This is a genomic window from Rhodococcus sp. IEGM 27 (genome assembly GCF_033142305.1).
Classification (GTDB): domain Bacteria; phylum Actinomycetota; class Actinomycetes; order Mycobacteriales; family Mycobacteriaceae; genus Rhodococcus_F; species Rhodococcus_F oxybenzonivorans.
Genome location: NZ_JAWLSG010000006.1, coordinates 241,355 through 260,826 on the forward strand (window position 1 = coordinate 241,355; position 19,472 = coordinate 260,826).

Consider the following 19,472-nt stretch of genomic DNA (forward strand, 5'->3'; position numbering starts at 1 on the left):
CCGTGCGACGTGAGGGCCCGTACGCCGTGGTGACGGAGCACCCACGCGGAGTCACCGCCTACCATCGTCGTGTGCCGTCCGAAGTAGCAGAGAAACCCACACGTTCGCCGTCGGAGCGGCGGCCGCTGCCCGACATTCGAAGCATCCGCACTTCCCGGCTCATCGCGATCGTCACCGGCCTGCTCGGTTTCGTGCTGGCACTCGCCATCCCGTTACTGCCGGTCGAGCAGGACGCCGCCTCGATCGACTGGCCGCAGAACGGTGTTCTCGAGAGCGTCGACGCCCCTCTGGTGTCCTACGCGCCGCTGAACATGCAGGTCTCCGTGCCGTGTTCGGCTGTGACACAGCTCGGCGAGGGTGGCGGCACCCTGGTCTCGACGCTGCCGAACGGCGCACCCGACTTCGAGTCGGCCGGGCTGGTGGTGCGGGCGGCCGCCGACGGCACGGTGGAGGTCGTCGCGCGGGGCAACACGCTGATCTCGGCGACCGGCGCCGACGTGCAGGGTTGCGACACGATCGAAGTCACCTCCGACCACCAGCGCACGTCCGCCGAGGTGACGGGTACCGCGGATCCCGTTGCAGGGTCGGTCGAGGGTGACGCCCGCCCGCAGATGGTCGGTATCTTCACCGATCTGCGCGGCAGCATCCCGGACGGCTTGAACGTGCACGTCGACCTCGACTCCCGGTTCTCGTCGAGCCCGACTCTGCTGAAACTTCTCGCGATGATCGTGTGCGTCCTCGCGACCCTGTCGTCGCTGTACGCGCTGCACCGGGTGGACGGCATCGACGGCAGGCGCGCCCGCCGCTTCCTGCCTGCCCACTGGTGGAAATTCACCGGCGTCGACGCCGTGGTGATCGGGACGTTGCTGCTGTGGCACGTGATCGGAGCCAATACGTCCGACGACGGTTACCTACTGGGGATGGCCCGGGTGTCCGAGCAGTCGGGCTACATGGCCAACTACTTCCGCTGGTTCGGGGTTCCGGAAGCACCGTTCGGCTGGTCGTACGAGCTTCTCGCGGCCCTCGTCAAGGTGAGCACGGCGAGCATGTGGATGCGACTCCCCACTCTCCTCGCGGCGCTGCTGTGCTGGATGGTGATCAGCCGGGAAGTCATTCCCCGCCTCGGTGTCGCGGTGCGGCGCAACAGGACTGCCCTCTGGACGGGTGGGCTGGTCTTCCTCGCGTTCTGGCTGCCCTACGACAACGGCCTGCGCCCCGAACCGGTGATCGCGCTCGGCGCCCTGCTCACCTGGTGTTCCATCGAACGCGCCATCGCGACCGGACGACTGCTTCCCGGCGCGGTGGCCGTGCTGATCGCGGCCTTTTCCCTCGCCGCGGGCCCGTCGGGTCTGATCTGCATCGCCGCGCTGATCGCGGGTGCGAGGCCCATCCTCCGCATCGTCATCGCGCGGGGTCACCGCGTTGGGTTCGCGTCGCAGATCTTGCCCGTCCTCGCTGCGGGCACCGTTGTGCTCGTGGCGGTCTTCGCCGATCAGACGCTGGCGACCGTGCTCGAGTCGACCCGCGTGCGGACAGCCGTGGGGCCCAACGTTGCCTGGTTCGACGAACGGGTGCGCTGGGACGCGCTGCTCGGCATCTCCCCCGACGGCTCGCTCGCACGCCGATTCGGTGTGTTCGTCATGCTGCTCTGCGTCGTCCTCTGCGTGATGCTCATCCTGCGCAAGGGCAAGGTGCCGGGCACGGCGATCGGCCCGTCACGCCGCATCCTCGGCATCGTCTTCGCATCGCTCCTGCTCATGATGTTCACGCCGACCAAGTGGACCCACCACTTCGGCGTGTACGCGGGGCTGGCCGGATCGGTGGCCGTGCTCGCCGCGGTCGGCGTCGGGGCCCGAAGCATCCGCTCCAAACGCAACCGCACCCTGTTCGCCGCGGGCATCCTCTTCATCCTCGCCGTCGCCTTCACCGGATCCAACGGCTGGTGGTACGTCTCGAGCTACGGAGTCCCATGGTGGGACAAGCCGCCGATGCTGGCCGGGAAGGGTTTCTCCACCCTGTTCCTCGGTCTCACCGTGCTCGCGTTGCTCCTCGCCGCCTGGTACCACGTCCGAGAGCCCTACAGGAAAGACACCGAGCCCGACGGGAAACGTGCGCGCGTACTGGCTCCGTCACCGCTGACCATCGCCGCCGGCGCCGTAGTCCTGTTCGAGGTGTTGTCGCTGCTGAAGGGAGTGGTCGCCCAGTACCCCGGCTACTCCATCGGGAAGGCGAACATCGAGTCGATGACCGGCGGCACCTGCGCCCTCGCCGACGAGGTACTCGTGGAGACCGACCCCAACGCGGCACTGCTGCGTCCGCTGGCCCCGATCACCGACCCGGACGGAGCCGGCGCCTTCGCTGCCACCACCGCCGACGGCTTCACGGCCAACGGCATCGCCCGCGACCTCACCGCCGACTCCGAGAAGATCAGCAAGGGTGGGGCCAACACCGTCGACTCCGACACCGATGAGACGACCACCGGCACGAGTTCCGGTACCGGCGGCGGCACCGAGGCCACCGCCGGCGTCAACGGGAGCACCGTCACGCTGCCGTTCGGACTCGACCCCGCCCGCACGCCCGTCCTCGGTAGCTTCCAGACCGGCGAACAGCAGCCCGCCGCCCTGACGACGGGGTGGTACGGCCTTCCCGAGCGCACCGACGACGCCCCGATCGTGACCCTGTCCGCTGCCGGTCGCATCCGGTCGGTCGATGCCGACGGTGTCGTCACGCCCGGACAGATCCTGAAGGTGGAGTACGGCTCCACCGGCCCCGACGGGTCCGTCACCACACTGGGCAGCATCGATCCGATCGACATCGGACCGTCGCCGTCCTGGCGAAACCTGCGTGTGCCGCTCGAGTCGCTGCCCGCCGATGCGAATGCCGTCCGGCTCGTCGCCGAGGACCCGGACACCGACCCCGGCCAGTGGCTCGCCGTCACTCCACCGCGGGTGCCGAAGATGCAGACACTGCAGACGGTGGTCGGATCGACCGATCCGGTGCTGCTGGACTGGGCGGTCGGGCTCGCATTCCCCTGCCAGCGCCCCTTCGACCACCGGTACGGCGTCGCTGAGGTGCCGCAGTGGCGGGTTCTGCCCGACCGCATCGGCGCCGAGTCCACGAACGCCTGGCAGGACAGGATCGGCGGTGGCCCGCTGGGGTGGACCGACCAGCTCCTGTCGGCGAGCACCCTCGCGACCTACCTCTCGAACGACTGGGACCGCGACTGGGGCTCTCTCGAGCGGTTCACGCCGCGCGATGCTGCCACGACCCCTGCGCAGGTGGACACGGAAGAGGTCACCAGGTCCGGCACCTGGTCGGCAGGACCCGTTCGCTACTAGTTTGCGCACTCGTTACCGACGGGTAAGTTCTTCCTTGGCGTAGGGAACCGCCGATATGACTCCTCAGGTTCCTGACATACCATCGACAACCGTGCCCGACGCCGTGACAATCCCTGTGTCCGAACCCGCAGCTCCCCCGCCGCCTGCCCGGCAGGACCGACGGGACGAGTACCGGACCGCTCGTCTGGTCGCCGTCGTCACCGGCCTCATCGGGTTGGTGCTGGCGTTGGCCACCCCGTTCATGCCCGTGGAGCAGAGCACCGCAACGGTCAATTGGCCGGAGAACGGCCAGGTCAGCGACCTCGAGGCACCGCTGATGTCGCAGGTGCCGGTCGCCCTGTCGGCCACCATCCCGTGCTCCGCGGTCGCGGAGCTGCCCGAGCGGGGCGGCATCCTGCTCTCGACCGCACCCGCGCAGGGTGACGGCGCCGCGTTGAACGCGATGTTCGTGCGCGTGTCGGACAAGTCCGTCGACGTCCTCGACCGCAACGTCACCATCGCGACGGCACCGCGCGAACAGGTGCAGTCGGGCGCCTGCTCCGAGATCCGCATCACGTCCGACATCGACACCACCTCGGCTGAGTTCGTCGGCCTCCGCACATCCACCGGGGTTCCCATCGCCGGTCAGCTGACCGGCGACCTGCGGCCGCAGGTGGTCGGGGTCTTCAGTGATCTCCCGAACGGCGCGGCCCCGGCCGGCCTCTCGTTCACGATGGACGTCGATTCGCGGTTCTCGTCGAGCCCCACGCTCATCAAGCTCGTCGCCATGATCGTGGCCCTCCTCACCACCGCGATCGCCATGGTCGCTCTCGGCAGACTCGACGGCACGGACGGACGGGGGCACCGCAACTTCTTCCCGTCGCATTGGTGGAAGTTCACCGGCCTCGACACCCTCGTCGTCGGCACCCTCGTCGTCTGGCACTTCATCGGTGCCAACACGTCGGACGACGGATATCTGCTCACCATGGCGCGGGTGTCCGACCACGCCGGATACATGGCCAACTACTTCCGCTGGTTCGGTGTCCCCGAGGCGCCGTTCGGCTGGTATTACGACGTCCTGGCCGCGATGGCGAAGATCTCGACGGCCAGCCCCTTCATTCGCCTGCCCGCCCTGATCGCCGGAATTCTCTGCTGGCTGGTGATCAGCCGCGAGGTGGCTCCCCGCCTCGGCCGCTCCGTGCGCCGCAACAAGGTGGCACTGTGGACCGGGGGTCTCGTCTTCCTCGCGTTCTGGCTTCCCTACAACAACGGCCTGCGTCCCGAGCCCATCGTCGCCCTCGGTGCGCTGCTCACCTGGTGCTCCATCGAGCGCGCGATCGCGACCGGGCGGCTCCTGCCCGCAGCCGTTGCCGTGCTCATCGGTGCCTTCACACTCGCGGCCGCCCCGACCGGCCTGATGTGTGTGGCCGCCCTCCTCGCCGGCACCCGGCCGCTGGTCCGCATCATCGTCAAACGGCACCGACAGGTGGGGACGCTGCCGTTGCTGGCGCCGATCGCCGCCGCCGGCACCATCGTCCTGGTCGTGGTGTTCGCCGATCAGACCCTGGCGGCCGTCCTCGAAGCCACCCGGGTCCGCACTCTGATCGGCCCCAACCTCGAGTGGTACAAGGACTTCCTGCGCTACTACTACCTGTTCGTGCCGACCGTCGACGGATCCGTCGCTCGCCGGTTCGCGTTCCTCACCATGATCCTGTGCCTGCTCACCACATTGTTCATTCTGTTGCGGCGCAGGAGAATTCCTGGTGCCGCCACCGGACCGTCGTGGCGCCTGCTCGGAGTGGTGTTCGGAACGATCTTCTTCATGATGTTCAACCCCACCAAGTGGACCCACCACTTCGGGGCGTACGCGGGCATCGCCGGTTCCCTCGCGGCGCTCACCGCCGTGGCGGTGTCGGCGTCCGCGCTGCGGTCGCGTCGCAACCGCACCATCTTCCTCGCCGGACTGCTGTTGATGCTCGCGCTGACCTTCGCCGGCATCAACGGGTACTGGTATGTGTCGAGCTTCGGGGTGCCGTGGTTCGACAAGACGGTGTCGCTGGGTGGCCGCGAGTCGAACACCCTCTTCCTCGTCCTCTTCGGACTCGCGGTGGCCCTCGCCGCCTGGCAGTACCTGCGTGAAGGTTTCGCTGCGCCGCCCGTCCGGCCCAACACCGAAAAGGGAAGGCGCATCAGGAAGTTCGCTGCCGCACCGCTCACCGTCATTGCCGGGGTCATGGTGCTGTTCGAGGTGGTCTCCCTGCTCAAGGGCGCGGTGTCCCAATACCCGGCGTACTCGCTGGCACGATCCAACTTCGACTCCGTTGCCGGTCAGACGTGCGGCCTTGCCGAGGACGTCCTCGTCGAAGGGGACACCAACGGCGGCAATCTCGCACCCATCCCCGACCCCACGACGCCGCTGGCCGACCCCGCCGATCCACTCGGTGGCGCCGCGCCCACCGGCTTCTCCCCCAACGGTGTGCCCGCCGACCTCACCGCCGATTACGTCGAGGTCAAACAGGGCATGGGCAACACCGACAACCAGAGCGTCGGCCCCAGCTTCGAGACCGGCGGCAGCGCCGGCACGAGCGGCGGCACCGGCCGCGTCGGCGTCAACGGCAGCACCGCCAAGCTTCCGTTCGGACTCGACCCCAGCACCACCCCGGTCATGGGCAGCTACCAGGAGGGCGTCCAGGAGCCGGCCACATTGTCGTCCAGCTGGTACGCCCTTCCCGAGCGCAGCGAGAACTCCCCGCTCGTCGTCATGTCGGCCGCGGGACGTATCTGGTCGGTCGACCCGACCGGCGCCACCACCTACGGGCAGTCCCTCCTCGTCGAGTACGGCAAGCGTCAGCCCGACGGCACCGTGCAGATCCAGGGCACCTACCTGCCCAAGGACATCGGGCCCGCGCCGTCGTGGCGGAACCTGCGGGTCCCCATCGACGAGCTCGCCCCCGACACCGACGCGGTCCGGATCATCGCGAACGATCCCAACCTCACCGGCGACCAGTGGCTCGCGTTCACCCCGCCGCGGGTTCCGACGCTCGACACGCTCAACTCGACGATCGGCAGCACGCAGCCGGTTCTCCTCGACTGGGCCGTGGGGCTTCAATTCCCGTGCCAGCGACCGTTCGACCACCAGAACGGGGTCGCGGAGATGCCGAACTACCGCATCCTCCCCGACCGGCCACTCGCAGTCAGCTCCACCGACACCTGGCAGTCCGCCGAGAACGGTGGCCCGCTCGGGTTCACCGGACTGCTGGCAGGCGCCACCGCCATCCCCACCTACATGCGGGACGACTGGGGTCGGGACTGGGGCTCGCTCGAGCGTTTCGACCGGTACTATCCGGACGCCAGCGCGGCCACCGTCGACACCGCCACCAGCACCAGGTCCGGACTGTGGTCGCCCGGCACCCTGCGGGTGTACGACAGCCCGTAGCGCGAGTTATCCACAACTTCAGGTTCATCCACAGGGCAAAAGTGCCACCTGCACTTTCCCGGAGGTGACCCCGGCAGGCCCGGCATGCTCTGATCCATGCGACGTGGAACGTGGGCCGACGACCTTTCTGCCATCACCGCGATCAGCCGGGACGCGGTGGTGCGCACGGCCGAGCTGGAACGGCTGGGCATCGCGAAGGGAACCATCTCCGCGCGCTGCGGTGAGCGTGGCCCGTGGCAACGCATCCTGCCCGGCGTGGTCCTGCTGCACAACGGACCGCCGACGACGCTGCAACGGAACCTGGCGGCGCTCGAGTACGGCGGGCCCGACTCGTTGCTGTCCGGGCACGCGGCGCTGACCGCTCTCGGGTACAACCGGTCGGCGTCGAGAAACGATGTGCTGCTGCTCGTTCCGTCTGTCTGCCATCGACGTGACTGGGCGTACGTGAAGGTCGAGCGGACGTGGCGGATGCCCACCCCGGTCCAGCGCGGACTGCTCCGGCTCGCACCTCCCGAACGTAGCCTCCTGGATGCGGCGCGGCGGACCCTGCTACCCGACAGGTGTCGTGCGCTGCTCGCCGACGGAATCCAGCGCGGCGACGTCACCGTCGACGACCTGGCGCGCGAACTGGCGTCGGGCAGCCACCGCGGAAGCCATGTGCCGCGCGCGGTACTGCGGGAGCTGAGCGAAGACGCGCACTCCGTCGCCGAGGTTCACGCCCGAATGTTGTACGCCGCGAGTGACCTTCCGCCACTGCAGCAGGGCGTCGACGTGCTCTCCGCGACGGGGCAGTGGCTCGCCCGCCCGGAGGGGTGGCTCGACGACGTGGCCCTGGCATGGGAGCTCGACTCGCCGAGGTATCACTTCTCCCCGGAACTGCACGACGCCACCATCATTCGTCGGGCGCGCATGCAGCGGGAGGGCATCGTCGTGGTCAGTCACTCGCCCGAGCAGATTTCGGCGGCACCGGCGACGGTGCTGGCAGACCTTCGCGCCGCCCGGTCACTCGCAGCTTCTCGTCCGCGTCCCTCGGTGTTCGCCGCCACCGGGCACACTCGGCAGTCGACGGGACTTCCCGCGGAGTTCGGCGGTGGCGCCGAACCGATGTCACAGCAATCGAATCAGACTGTGTGACATCGGCCTTGATCGGCGCGGATCAGCTAGAGCGGCATCAGATCGTGCTTGCGCGGATTGCGCTGCACTGTCTTGTCGCGCAGCATCGTCAGCGCCTTACGGATCTCGAGCCTGGTCGTGGAGGGCTCGATCACCGCGTCGATGTACCCGCGCTCGGCGGCGATGTACGGCGTTGCGATGTTCTCGTTGTAGAAGTTGATCAGCTGACGCCGGACCGCGGGTGCGTTCTCGCCGGCGGCCTCGATCTGACGGCGGCCGATGAGATCGACGGCACCCTCAGCTCCCATGACGGCGATGCGGGCGGTGGGCCACGCAAAGTTGATGTCGGCACCGAGCTGCTTGGAGCCCATGACAGCGTACGCGCCGCCGTACGCCTTGCGGATCACGACGGTCACCTTCGGCACCGTCGCCGTCACGAACGCGAAGATGAACCGGCCGCCCCGCTTGATGACGCCGATCCGCTCCTGCTCGAGACCCGGCAGGAACCCAGGCGTGTCGACGGCAAACACCAGCGGGATGTCGAAGGCGTCGCAGATGCGGATGAAATGCGCGGCCTTGTCCGAGGCCTGCGCGTCCAGGGCACCCGCCGCGACCAGCGGCTGGTTCGCGATCACCCCGACCGTGCGGCCGTCCACGCGGGCGAAGCCGGTGATGATGTTGAGCGCGACTTGCCCGCCGATCTCGTGGAACTCGCCGTCGTCGAAAATTCGCAACAGGATGTCGTGCATGTCGTAGCCGGCGTTGTCGGCGTCGGGAATGAAGGTGTCCAGATCACGGTCCGAGTCCGTGATCTCCGGTTCGAGACCCGGGTTGACCACCGGCGGCTGCTCCATGCAGCTCGACGGCAGGAAGCTGAGGTACTTGCGCACCCACTCGAAGGCGGCCTTCTCGTCGGCCGCGACATGGTGCAGGTTGCCGTACTGCGCCTGGTTCCGGGCGCCACCGAGTTCTTCGAGGCTGACGTCCTCGCCCGTGATCTTCCGCACCACATCGGGTCCGGTCACGAACATGTACGACTCCTCGGTGGCCACCAGGATGTCGGTGTTGATGGGCGCGTACACGGCCCCACCGGCACACTTGCCGAGGATCATCGAGATCTGCGGGCACATCCCGGACAGCGGCTCCTGCCGGCGGCCGAGCTCGGCGTACCACGCCAGCGAGGTGACCGCGTCCTGGACTCGGGCGCCGCCGGAGTCGTTGATGCCCACGCAGGGGCAGCCGATCTTGGCCGCGAATTCCATGATCGCCGCGACCTTCCGGCCGAACATTTCACCGACGGAACCACCGAACACGGTCTGGTCGTGCGAGAACACTGCGACCGGGCGTCCGTCGACGGTGCCGTGGCCGGTGACCACACCATCGCTGTACAGGGCGTTGGGGTCACCGGGCTGGCGCATGAGCGCGCCCACCTCGATGAAGCTCCCGGGGTCGAGGAGCATGTCGATGCGGTCCCGTGCGCTGGGAATGCCCTTCTTCGCACGTTTGGCGATCGCCTGCTCTCCCGCGGGTTCCTTGGCGACGTCGAGCTTTTCGCGCAGCTCCGCCAGCTTCTCTGCGGTGGTCGTGGTCACTACTGTGCTCCGATTCCGACGGCGGAGATGGCCGCCAGCTTCTTGGTGAGATCGGCCCCGACCTTCGCGATGTAGGGCTCGTCGACGATCTGCAGGTGGTCGCCACCGACGTGGATGATTTCCAGGTTCTCGACCGCGTCACCCCAGCCGCCGTCGGGCTTACGAGTCTTGAAAGCGGGCTCGAGCTGCATGACGTCGTCGTGATAGCGGTCGGCCATGTACAGGACCACCTCGCCGTCGTACTGCTCCAGCTCGGCAGTCTGGATGGCCCGATTGTCGAGCCACGACGTGCGCTGGTGCTCGATGATGCCGCCGGGGATCTTGGTGCCGCTCAACTTCAGCAACTCGGTGAGGATCTTGACCTGTTCCTCGTCGCTGCCCGCCGCCGCGAGCTTGTCGTACGGCAGCGGGTAGTCGACGTTGTAGGTCTTCTTCGCGAACGCCGCGTAACGCTGCCAGCGCTTCCGGATCTCGTCCGGAGTCTCCGGCACCTCTTCACCCGCCATGACGGTGTCGATCAAGCCGACGATCCGGACGTCGGCCCCCTCGGCCCGCAGCAGCTTCGCCACCGCATACGCCAGCACACCACCGAGCGACCAGCCGTACAGCACGTACGGCCCGTCGCCCTGGATCTCACGGATCAAGGGAAGGTACTCGGCGGCCCGCTTCTCGATCGGACCCTCCGTGCGCTCGAACCCGTACATCGGCGTGCCCTCGGGCAGTCGCTTGAGCAGCGGCTCGTACACGACGGTCGAACCACCGGCCGGATGGAACACGAATACCGGTACGGCTGTGGACCCTTCGGGACGCGCGCGCAGTGTGCGCACCAACCCGTCGATCTTGCCGGAGTCCTCGAGGAATCCGCGGACCACATTGGCCAGCTCCTCGATGGTGGTGGCGTCGAGGACGTCGTCGAACGTGATCTCCCCGTTCGCACGCTCGGACAGGCGTGCGGCCAGCTTCTCCGCCACCTCGTCGCCGACGATCGGCAACGTGTTGAAGATGCCTTTCGCGGACTCACCGGTGACAACGGCCCACGTCGCGAAGGTCAGTCGCTCGGCCGCATCACGCGGTGGGACGTCCGAACCGGTCGCGTCGGCGAACGCTTCCTTGCTGTCCATCGAATTACCGTTCGCGACAACGCTTTCCTGTGGGGCGGGTTCGGTCACCGCCTCGGAGACCGGTGCGGCGGGTTCGGTCACAGACTCCGAACCGTTGGCGGACTCGGCATCATCAGCGGCCTCGGCATCATTAACGGCCTCGGCGGCCTCGGCGGCCTCCCTCTCGGCCTTCTGCTTGTCGGCGAGCGCCTGCACCTCTTCACGGTTCTCCACCGCGTATCGCAGGTACTTGCCCACCTCCATGAGGTTGGCGTCCTTGACGGCCTGCAACTGAAGCTGCGGGATGTCGAACTCGTACTCGACGCGGTTCTTGATGCGCACCGCCATCAGCGAGTCGAGGCCCAGTTCGATGAGCGGGATCTCGGCAGGCAGATCTTCGGGTGAGTAACCCATCGACTCTGCAACGATCAGCGCCAGGCGATCGTCCAGCGACTGCGAACCGTTCGGGTCCCATTTGTCCCCGATGTCTTCGACGACCTCGGGCAGTTCCTCCACCGGCTCCGCCGCCGGCGCCGCGGTAGCGACAGGCTCCGGAAGCACCTCTCCCGAGGAGACCGCAGCATCGAACAGCAGCGTGAAACCGGTCGCGGTCCGGGCATGCACCTGAACGGACGCACCACCGGGATGAGTGGTGAGCGTGGTGGTGAGGGTTCCATCGGCCGGAACCTCGGCATGGGAAATCGACGCGGTCAGCGCGACATCCGACAACACCTGGGCCGCGGCGGCGGTGACCAGCGCGGGCAGGTCGGTGACGGCATCGGCCTGGACTTCCCACACGTGGCGGCCGTCGGGCAAAGACACGTGTGCACCGGGAACTCGGTTGTTGCCGCTCGACGTGATGCGGCTGTGCACCCAGTACGGCTTCCGGAGCCACGCCGTGCGCGGCACGGACGCGTAGTCGCCGGCGGGCAGCAACGACGACAGGTCGACCGCGTGTCCGTGGACGTACAGCTGCGCCAGCGCGGCGAGCACACCGAGCGGCTCGTCTTCCTTGCGCTTGAGCGTCTGGATGAGCTGCATGTCGTGCAGACCGGCGTCGAAAGCCGTGGCCGCCACCGACATCAAAGCCACTGGGTTCGGGGCGAGCTCCACGAACGTGGTGTGCCCGCTTCCGACGGCGAGGCGCACGGCGTTGGTGAAGTACACGCTGTGCCGCAGACCCTTGGTCCAGTACTCCTCGCGGTGGATCGGCTCGTGGCCGGCGCGGTAGAAGGTGTCCTGATCGACCGACGAGTACACGCCGCACTTCAGCTTGGTGGGTTCGATTCCGGCCAGTTCGGCGGCCAGCTCACCCAGCAGCGGGTCCACCTGCGAGGTGTGGCTCGCGCCCTTCGTCTGAAGGACCCTGGCCATCTTCTCCTCACCCTCGGCCCGCGCGACGATCGCGTTGACCTCGGACTCGGGTCCGCCGATCACCGTGTGGGTCGGGGCCGCGTACACGCAGACCTCGAGGTGCGGGAAGTCCGGGAGAACGGTCTCGATCTCGGCCGCGCTGTACTCGACGAGCGCCATCAGACGGATGTCGTCGCCCTCGAGCGTGGCCTCGGCCTCACCCATCAGACGCGAACGGGCGCAGATCACCCGGACTGCGTCCTCCAGCGGCAGACCACCGGAGATGAATGCCGCCGCGGCCTCGCCCATGGAGTGACCGACCACGGCCTCCGGCTCGGCGCCGTGATGGCGCAGCAACGCCGCCAGGCCGATCTGGATCGTGAAGATGCCCACCTGCGACGTCTCGACGTCGTAGTCGACGCTGTCGTCGAGGAACTTCTCCTTCATGGAGTAGCCGGCCTCGTCCTCGATCAGCGCGTCCACTTCGTCGATGGCCGCAGCGAACACAGCATTCTCGAGATACAGCTGCTTGGCCATCTTGCGGTGCTGTGAACCGAAGCCCGACAACACCCACACCGGGCCCTTCGACGACGGTGAATCAGCCGAGAACACACCATGACCCGGCTTACCCGCGGCGACCGCACGCAATCCGGTGATCGCCTCGGAACGCGTCTTCGCCAGCACCACGGCCCGGGAACGACCGTGATTGCGGCGCGCGAGGGCACGAGCGACATCGGCGAGAGGCGTGGTGCTGCCCTCTTCCGTCTCGAGCCAGTCGGCGAGATCGGCGGCGGCACGGCGACGTCGTGAGGGCAGCGCGCCCGACACCGGAAGGACGACGGTCTGCTCCACAGGAGCGGTCTCATCCACAACCGCGGTCTCATCGACCTGCGTGGCGACGTCTGTCGTGTCGGCGCTGTCGTCGGTGACTGCGCCGGTGGTCTCCTCGTCGGCAACCGGCCCGGTGTATTCCCGCACGACGACGTGAGCGTTGGTGCCACCGAAACCGAATCCGGAGACACCTGCCACCGCGGCGCCCGAGTAGCGCGGCCAGGCCGCACCTTCCGGGATGACCTGCAGGTGTGCCTTGTCGAACGCGATGTACGGGTTGGGTCCCGCATAGTTCAGGGTGGGCGGCAGGGTGTCTTCCTGCATTGCCAGCACGACCTTGATGAGGCCGGCCGCACCGGCCGCTGCCTCGAGATGGCCGAAGTTGGTCTTGGCGGATCCGAGGAGCGCAGGCTTGTCGTCGGCACGTCCACGCCCGACGATGCGGCCGAGCGCGTCGGCCTCGATCGGATCGCCGAGGATGGTGCCGGTGCCATGAGCTTCGATGTAGTCGACAGCCGAAGGATTGATGCCGGCGTCGCGGTACGCGTGTCGTAGAACATCGGCCTGAGCGTCCGGGTTCGGGGCCGCGAGACCGTTGGAGCGGCCGTCCTGGTTGACCGCGCTGCCGGCGATCACGGCCAGAACCTGGTCGCCGTCGCGCTCGGCATCTTCGAGGCGCTTCAGAACGACGAGTCCGCCGCCCTCTGCCCGGATCATGCCGTCGGCGTCAGCGGAGAATGCCTTGATGCGCCCGTTGGCGGCCATCACACCGAGCTGGTCGAACCCGAGGGTTCCGGGGGGTGCGATGAGCATATTGACGCCACCGGCAAGCGCGACGTCGGATTCACCCGTCCGCAGCGAACGCACCGCCTGGTGCACGGCGACCAGCGAGGAGGAGCACGCCGTGTCGAGCGCGACGGAAGGCCCACGGAAGTCGTAGAAGTAGGAGACACGGTTCGCGACGATCGCCGTCGACGTGCCGGTCAGCGCATACGGGTGAGCGCCGCCCTCGGCACTGACCGCCAGCATCTGATAATCGTTGGCCGAGCTGCCGATGAACACACCGACCTGCTCGCCCTTGAGATCGCTCGCGGGAATGCGGGCGTGCTCGAGCGCCTCCCAGGTCAACTCCATCGCGAGGCGCTGCTGCGGATCGACGTTGACGACCTCGAGCGGAGACATCGCGAAGAATTCCGCGTCGAAACCCTTCACGTCGTCTAGGTAGCCACCCAGCGTGTTGGCCTTCTCGACCGCCGCCTTGATCTGCGGGTCGGCGGTGAATTCCTCCCACCGGCCCTCGGGGAGGTCGGAAATGCCGTCGCGGCCCTGCGCGAGCATCTCCCACATCTCGACGGGGGTCTCCCCCGCTCCCGGGAATCGGGTCGAGAGCCCCACGATCGCGATGTCGTGCGAGTCCGACGTCGGCGCGGACGCGTAGTACGCGGCATCGACCGAATCGTCGATCTGCTCGGGCTCACCCTCGATGATGCGCGTGGCGAGCGAGGCAATGGTCGGATGCTGATAGGCGACCGTCGCGGTGAGCGTCACGCCGACCAGTTCCTCGATCTCGCCGCTCAAGGCGACGGCATCGCGGGACGAGAGGCCGAACTCTTCCATCGGGCGGTCGTCGGTGATCTGGGCGACCGGCTGGCCGGTGGCGTCGGCGACCCAGTTGCGGAGCCACTCACGCAGCTGCGCAACCGTCATGTCGCCGGCAGACCCCGCCGCTCGGTCCGCATCGCTGGTGGTCGCACTCGCGCTGCTACCCCGGTCTTCATTCAATTCAGCCATCAACTCACCAAGCTACCCGTCAGAAAGTGGACTAGTCGGAAACGCTATCGGGGAACGACGTCTGCGTGTATCCGCCACGCAGGGTCCCTTCGATGTAGCTCGCCTTGCAGGCGCGGCGGGCGATCTTGCCGCTCGACGTGCGCGGAATCGATCCCGCCGGCACCAACAGAATGTCCCGTGCGGTCACACCGTGCCTGCTCGAGATGGCTGCCCGCACCGTGTCGGAGATGGGCTGCGGATCGGCCTTGCCGGCGCCGGGAGCACGCTCGGCGACGATGACGAGCTGCTCCGAGGAATCGTCGGGATCGAACGACAGCCCCGACTGTGTGTTTTCGAACACGACCGACGGCAACTGGTTGGCCGGGACGGCGAACGCGGCCACGAAACCGGGCCGAAGGGCGTTACTCGCCTCCTGAGCGGAGAATTCGAGATCTTGCGGGTAGTGGTTGCGGCCGTCGACGATCACGAGGTCCTTCACGCGGCCCGTGATGAACAGCTCACCGTCGATGTAGACGCCGAAGTCCCCGGTCCGCATCCAATTGGCATCCTCGGGTGTGCCCTCGGCGTGGCTGCCCTCGACGAGCCGGTTGGTCAGCTTGTTGTGGAACGTTTCCGCGGTCTCGTCGGTGCGACCCCAGTAGCCGGTGCCGATGTTCTCACCGTGCAGCCAGATCTCCCCGACCCGGTCGTCGGGCTGCTCGATGCCCGTCTCCGGATCGACGATGGCAGCCCACTGGCTGCGCGCCACGTATCCGCACGACACCTGCGGGATCGCGTTCTCGGCGTCCTGATCGACCTTGACGACGCGTCCCGCATTGAGTTCGTTGCGGTCGACGTAGATGACCCGGGCCTCGTCCGAATGCCGGGTCGCCGACACGAACAAGGTGGCCTCGGCCATGCCATACGACGGCTTGATCGCCGTCTTGGGCAGACCGTAGGGCGCGAACGCCTCGTTGAACTTGCGCATCGACGACGTCGTCACCGGCTCGCTGCCGTTGATGAGGCCGATCACGTTGCTCAGGTCGAGGCTCTCGCCGTTCTTCGGCAGACCGCGGGCGGCCGCGTGCTCGAAGGCGAAGTTGGGGGCAGCGGCGAAGGTGCCCGCGCCGTCCGAAACCGCGGCAAGCTCCTTGATCCAGCGGTACGGACGCTGCACGAAGGCACGCGGACTCATGATGGTGATGTACTTGCCGCCCAGCGCAGGCAGAATGACCGTCAGCAGGCCCATGTCGTGGAACAGGGGCAGCCACGTGACGCCGCGCGAGTTCTCGTTGAGCTCGATGGAGTCGACCATCTGCAGGGCGTTGGTGCCCACGGCACGGTGGGTGATCTCGACACCGGCGGGGACACGTGTGGAGCCGGACGTGTACTGCAGGTAAGCGATGTCGTCGAGGTCGATCTCGGGGCGAACCCAGCTGTCGCCGACGCTGTCGGGAATGGCGTCGACCGCGATGATGCGAGGGCGTTCGGCTGCGGGAAGCGACCGGAAGAACTGGCGAACGCCCGCGGCGGAGGAGGTGGCCGTGAGGATCGCGGAGGGCTTGCAGTCACCGAGGACGGCGTGGAGGCGGTCGGTGTGACCGGGCTCGTCGGGATCGAACAGCGGCACCGCAATGGTGCCGGCGTGGATTGCGGCGAAGAACGAGATGACGTAGTCGAGACCCTGCGGCGCGAGGACGGCGACACGGTCGCCCGGCTTGGTGACCTGCTGGAGGCGGGCAGCGACAGCACGCAGGCGATAACCGAACTGTTCCCAGGTCAGCTCGTGGGCTTCGCCGTCACGGTCCCGCGAATAGTCGATGTAGCGGTACGCCAACTCGTCCGAGTTCTCTCGCGTGTGACGCTGGACATAGTCGACCAACGTACTGTCCGAGTCGAGCCGGATATGGCCCTTCTCGTCGATAAAATCATCGAACTTCGCGTTCATTCCATCTCCTCCGAAGCGATCACACAGGCACGCCACCGGCATGCCTGCGCCCCAGACTTCCTTCGCCGAATCGGATCTTGTACAACTCGTGGGGAATCACGCGAAACGCGACTCACCCGAATAAGTGCATCGATTCCAAACCATCGATATGTTACAGATTGGCATCGCCGCCCTCGCTACGCTGCGTCTACTCGCCCTTCAGTTGCGAGATGATCGGCGCGAACGCATCCATCTGTGTGGGGAACACGCCGACGTAGGACATTGTCGTCTTCTCGCGCACCATCCGGATCTGATCGGCGATCTCGTCGAAACTGCCGATCGCGAGGTAGGGCGAGTTGAGGATGTCCTCGACCGAGAGCTTGGCGTCCACCTCGATGTTGGGTGGGAAGCCCTGATCGAGCGCCGAGAGTGCCATCTCGGCCGTCTGCTCCCTGTCGTCGGTGATGACGATGGTCGTGATCGTCCAGTTCAGCTCGATGTCGCCGAATCGCTCACCGGCCGCTTCGCGGATCCGTTCGACCCGTTCCATCGTCTTCTCGAGCGTGACCCCCGACAGCAGCAGCTTGCCTTCCTTGCTGGTGGGGGTGGCGACGGAAATAATGTCCGCGTACTTGGCGGCAAGAGCCAGCATCTTGGGGCCGCCACCGCCGACCGCGATCGGCGGGCGCGGGCCCTGTCGGGGCCGTGGACTGCCGGTCAGGCCCTTGATCTGGTAGTACTTGCCGTCGAAGTTGCATTCCTGGCCGCGCAGCAGCGTGTCGAGAATCTGCAGCGACTCCTCGAGCTTCGCGATGCGCACGCCGGGTCGCTCGTAGTCGATGCCACCCTTGTCGAACTCTTCTTTCATCCACCCGGCGCCGATACCGAGCTCGAGGCGTCCACCCGACAACACGTCGATGGTGGCCGCATCCTTGGCGAGGATCGCCGGGTGCCGGAAGCCGTTGGCGAGCACCGCGGTGCCCAAACGGATCTTGTCGGTGGCTATGGCCAGCGCACCGAGCGCGGCGATCGGCCCCACCTGATTACCCAGGTGATCGGGGATCATGAAGCTGTCGAACCCGAGTTCCTCGGCTTTCTGGGCCAGTTTGACGAACCGGCGCGCGCCGCCCTCGTCTGCATTGCCCTCGCCGCCGGCCGCGAATCGGAACTTACGGGGCGGGCTGGCCTCGGAACTCATGTATCGCTTCTCCTGTGGTGAAACGCCCGCGCAACAGGACGTGAACATCGGTGGGATGGGCACGGGTGGTGCCGCAACAGTGCAGCACTCTACCGGTGCCGAGAAACGCACACTACCGGCGAGTACGAGGCGTGCGTCTCTGTTTGGGACGATTTCCGGATCAGGGACCTCGGCATACCCACCAGTCACAAACTCAACTGTGCGGCGGCGTCGGCGCGGCGGCGATCTTCTCCGCTGCCCACCGCGCCATCCACTGGGTGGCCGTGGTGCCGTTTCCGTCCACGACGTACGAGTTGTACAGCGCGTGGACAGGGTTGTTGTTGTACTCGAGCAGGCGCAGCGCGCTGCCGATCCAATTGCCCGGCGCCAAAGCCTGGGCGGGAGCGTCACAGATGCCGTCCGACGGTGCGCAGATCTCGACCGTGCGGTCGGCGAGTTCTCCGAAGCCACCGGGACGCGGTCCGGTCATCGTGATGCCCGGAATCTGCAGCCCGGCGAGCGACAACTCGGCGCCGACACCGACGACCGGAGCACCGACATTCGTGGCGGCCGAGGGGTCCCGGCGGCCGTCGGCGATGAGGCCGACACCGAGAACGAGGTCTTCCGGGACAGGACCGTCACCGGCGCCGATGCTCGACGCGATGTCGCCCGCGATCACCGCACCCTGCGAGAAACCGGTCAGCAGGAAGCTCGTCAGCGGGCATTCGGCGTGGCGACGGATGAGAATGTCGTTGGCAGCTGCCATCCCTGCGGCCCGGCTGTTGTTGTACGACTGCTGGCCGTCCGGCGGGAACGCGACCGGATTGGAGAACTGGGCGACGTACGGAACCGTGTAGACGTCGGCACGCGACGGCGGAAACTGTTGCTGCAACGGCCGGGACACGTTGAGCATCAGCGACGCCGGGTTCGCGGTCGGGTTGTACGGATCGTCGGTGGGGCTGGACTCCCACGTTCCCGGGACGACGACGACCTGGACGTCCGGGCAGCTCGCGGATTGCGAATCGGGACGATCCGGACCGGGCGGGCTCGGGATGGGTTCGGGGAGCCGCCCCGCAAGGAGATACCAGAGTGCGATCAGTGCCAGCAGAACCACCAGCAGGAAGGCCGCCAGCAGTACGAGCTTGCGCAGGAGGCTGCTCTTCTTCTTCCGCGTTCCGCGCCCGGTCCCCGTCATCGGCGTTTACTTGCAGTAGGTGGCGTGCGCGACGTCCACGTAGGTCTGCGCGTCGGCCGTCGCCTGCTCCTGGCTGAGTTCCTTGCCCGCCGCAGCAGCCTCGGAGCCCACCATCGCCGTGACGAACACCATCGTGTCGGCGTCGCTCTTTCCTTCTGCCTTGGACTGGCAGATGAAGTCGGCGGTGCTCACGGCCATGGTTCCGTCGGCGGCCGGTTCGATGCCCTTGTCCTTCAGTGCGGCGAGGAACCGCTGACCGTCGGCGCTGACAGGAACCTCACTGGGCCCGGGGAAGTCACCGGGAACTTCTTCGGGCTGCTCCGGCGGCGCGGTCGCCGCCTGGCCGGGGCTCGTCACCGGAGCCGACGAGGTGGCACTTCCACTGGCAGCAGGCGCCGAACTCTCGGTGGCACTGGACGTGGCCGCTGCCGTGGTGGTGGTCGCGGACGGAGTGGACGTCGCCGTGGAGTCGTCGCTGCCGCATCCGACGAGCAATCCGCTTGCTGCAACTGCAATCGCGCCGGTCGCCAGTGCTCGTGCGAAGGTGGTGCTGATACGTGAATGCTGCGGCATCTATTTCCGTCCTAGTTTTCCAAGTCGTTGTCTCTCGACAGGGTACAGACGCAGATCGGGCGGGAACCCGGTCCGCTGGACCGGTCCC

General features: G+C 67.2%; 9 protein-coding genes. 3 read left to right on the top strand and 6 right to left on the bottom strand.

Features of this window, described 5'->3' with window-relative positions; genetic code table 11:
* Nucleotides 1–71: 71 nt before the first annotated feature.
* From R4P95_RS21990 to R4P95_RS22000, 3 genes are all read left to right on the top strand, one after another.
* Nucleotides 72–3,338, top strand: a complete 3,267-nt coding sequence (locus R4P95_RS21990) for an arabinosyltransferase domain-containing protein (RefSeq protein WP_397517702.1) — start codon at nt 72–74, stop codon at nt 3,336–3,338.
* 91 nt (nt 3,339–3,429) lie between these two features.
* The gene (locus tag R4P95_RS21995) at nt 3,430–6,753 is read left to right on the top strand and encodes an arabinosyltransferase domain-containing protein (RefSeq protein WP_317745269.1); all 3,324 of its coding nucleotides are present in this window, start codon (nt 3,430–3,432) and stop codon (nt 6,751–6,753) included.
* Between the two features lie 96 nt (nt 6,754–6,849).
* Nucleotides 6,850–7,887: a hypothetical protein gene (locus R4P95_RS22000; RefSeq protein WP_317745270.1), complete on the top strand. Its 1,038-nt coding sequence runs from the start codon at nt 6,850–6,852 to the stop codon at nt 7,885–7,887.
* A gap of 26 nt (nt 7,888–7,913) precedes the next feature.
* Here R4P95_RS22000 and R4P95_RS22005 read toward each other — a convergent pair whose 3' ends face one another.
* The 6 genes from R4P95_RS22005 to R4P95_RS22030 form a co-directional block, all read right to left on the bottom strand.
* On the bottom strand, nt 7,914–9,458 hold the full coding sequence (locus tag R4P95_RS22005) for an acyl-CoA carboxylase subunit beta (RefSeq protein WP_109326052.1): 1,545 nt from the start codon (nt 9,456–9,458) through the stop codon (nt 7,914–7,916).
* The gene (gene pks13, locus R4P95_RS22010) at nt 9,458–14,449 is read right to left on the bottom strand and encodes a polyketide synthase Pks13 (RefSeq protein WP_317745719.1); all 4,992 of its coding nucleotides are present in this window, start codon (nt 14,447–14,449) and stop codon (nt 9,458–9,460) included. The genes R4P95_RS22005 and pks13 overlap by 1 nt, the downstream gene beginning before the upstream one ends.
* A gap of 115 nt (nt 14,450–14,564) precedes the next feature.
* Complete coding sequence (fadD32, locus tag R4P95_RS22015) at nt 14,565–16,460, bottom strand: long-chain-fatty-acid--AMP ligase FadD32 (protein WP_213574716.1); 1,896 nt, start codon at nt 16,458–16,460, stop codon at nt 14,565–14,567.
* Nucleotides 16,461–16,647: 187 nt separating this feature from the next.
* Nucleotides 16,648–17,637 (bottom strand): LLM class F420-dependent oxidoreductase, encoded by a 990-nt coding sequence (locus R4P95_RS22020; protein ID WP_213574720.1) that lies wholly within the window; start codon nt 17,635–17,637, stop codon nt 16,648–16,650.
* A 193-nt stretch (nt 17,638–17,830) separates the two neighbouring features.
* A complete protein-coding gene (locus tag R4P95_RS22025) occupies nt 17,831–18,811 on the bottom strand; it encodes a cutinase family protein (RefSeq protein ID WP_317745271.1) in 981 nt (326 codons plus the stop codon).
* Nucleotides 18,812–18,817: 6 nt separating this feature from the next.
* Entirely contained in the window at nt 18,818–19,384 is a 567-nt protein-coding gene (locus tag R4P95_RS22030) for a DUF732 domain-containing protein (RefSeq protein WP_317745272.1), read from the bottom strand.
* Nucleotides 19,385–19,472 lie beyond the last annotated feature (88 nt).

Coding starts and splice junctions, on each gene's coding strand:
- R4P95_RS22025 (WP_317745271.1), bottom strand. CDS start 18,811: ATGACGGGGACCGGGCGCGGAACGCGGAAGAAGAAGAGCAGCCTCCTG.
- R4P95_RS22000 (WP_317745270.1), top strand. CDS start 6,850: ATGCGACGTGGAACGTGGGCCGACGACCTTTCTGCCATCACCGCGATC.
- pks13 (WP_317745719.1), bottom strand. CDS start 14,449: ATGACGGTTGCGCAGCTGCGTGAGTGGCTCCGCAACTGGGTCGCCGAC.
- fadD32 (WP_213574716.1), bottom strand. CDS start 16,460: ATGAACGCGAAGTTCGATGATTTTATCGACGAGAAGGGCCATATCCGG.
- R4P95_RS22030 (WP_317745272.1), bottom strand. CDS start 19,384: ATGCCGCAGCATTCACGTATCAGCACCACCTTCGCACGAGCACTGGCG.
- R4P95_RS22020 (WP_213574720.1), bottom strand. CDS start 17,637: ATGAGTTCCGAGGCCAGCCCGCCCCGTAAGTTCCGATTCGCGGCCGGC.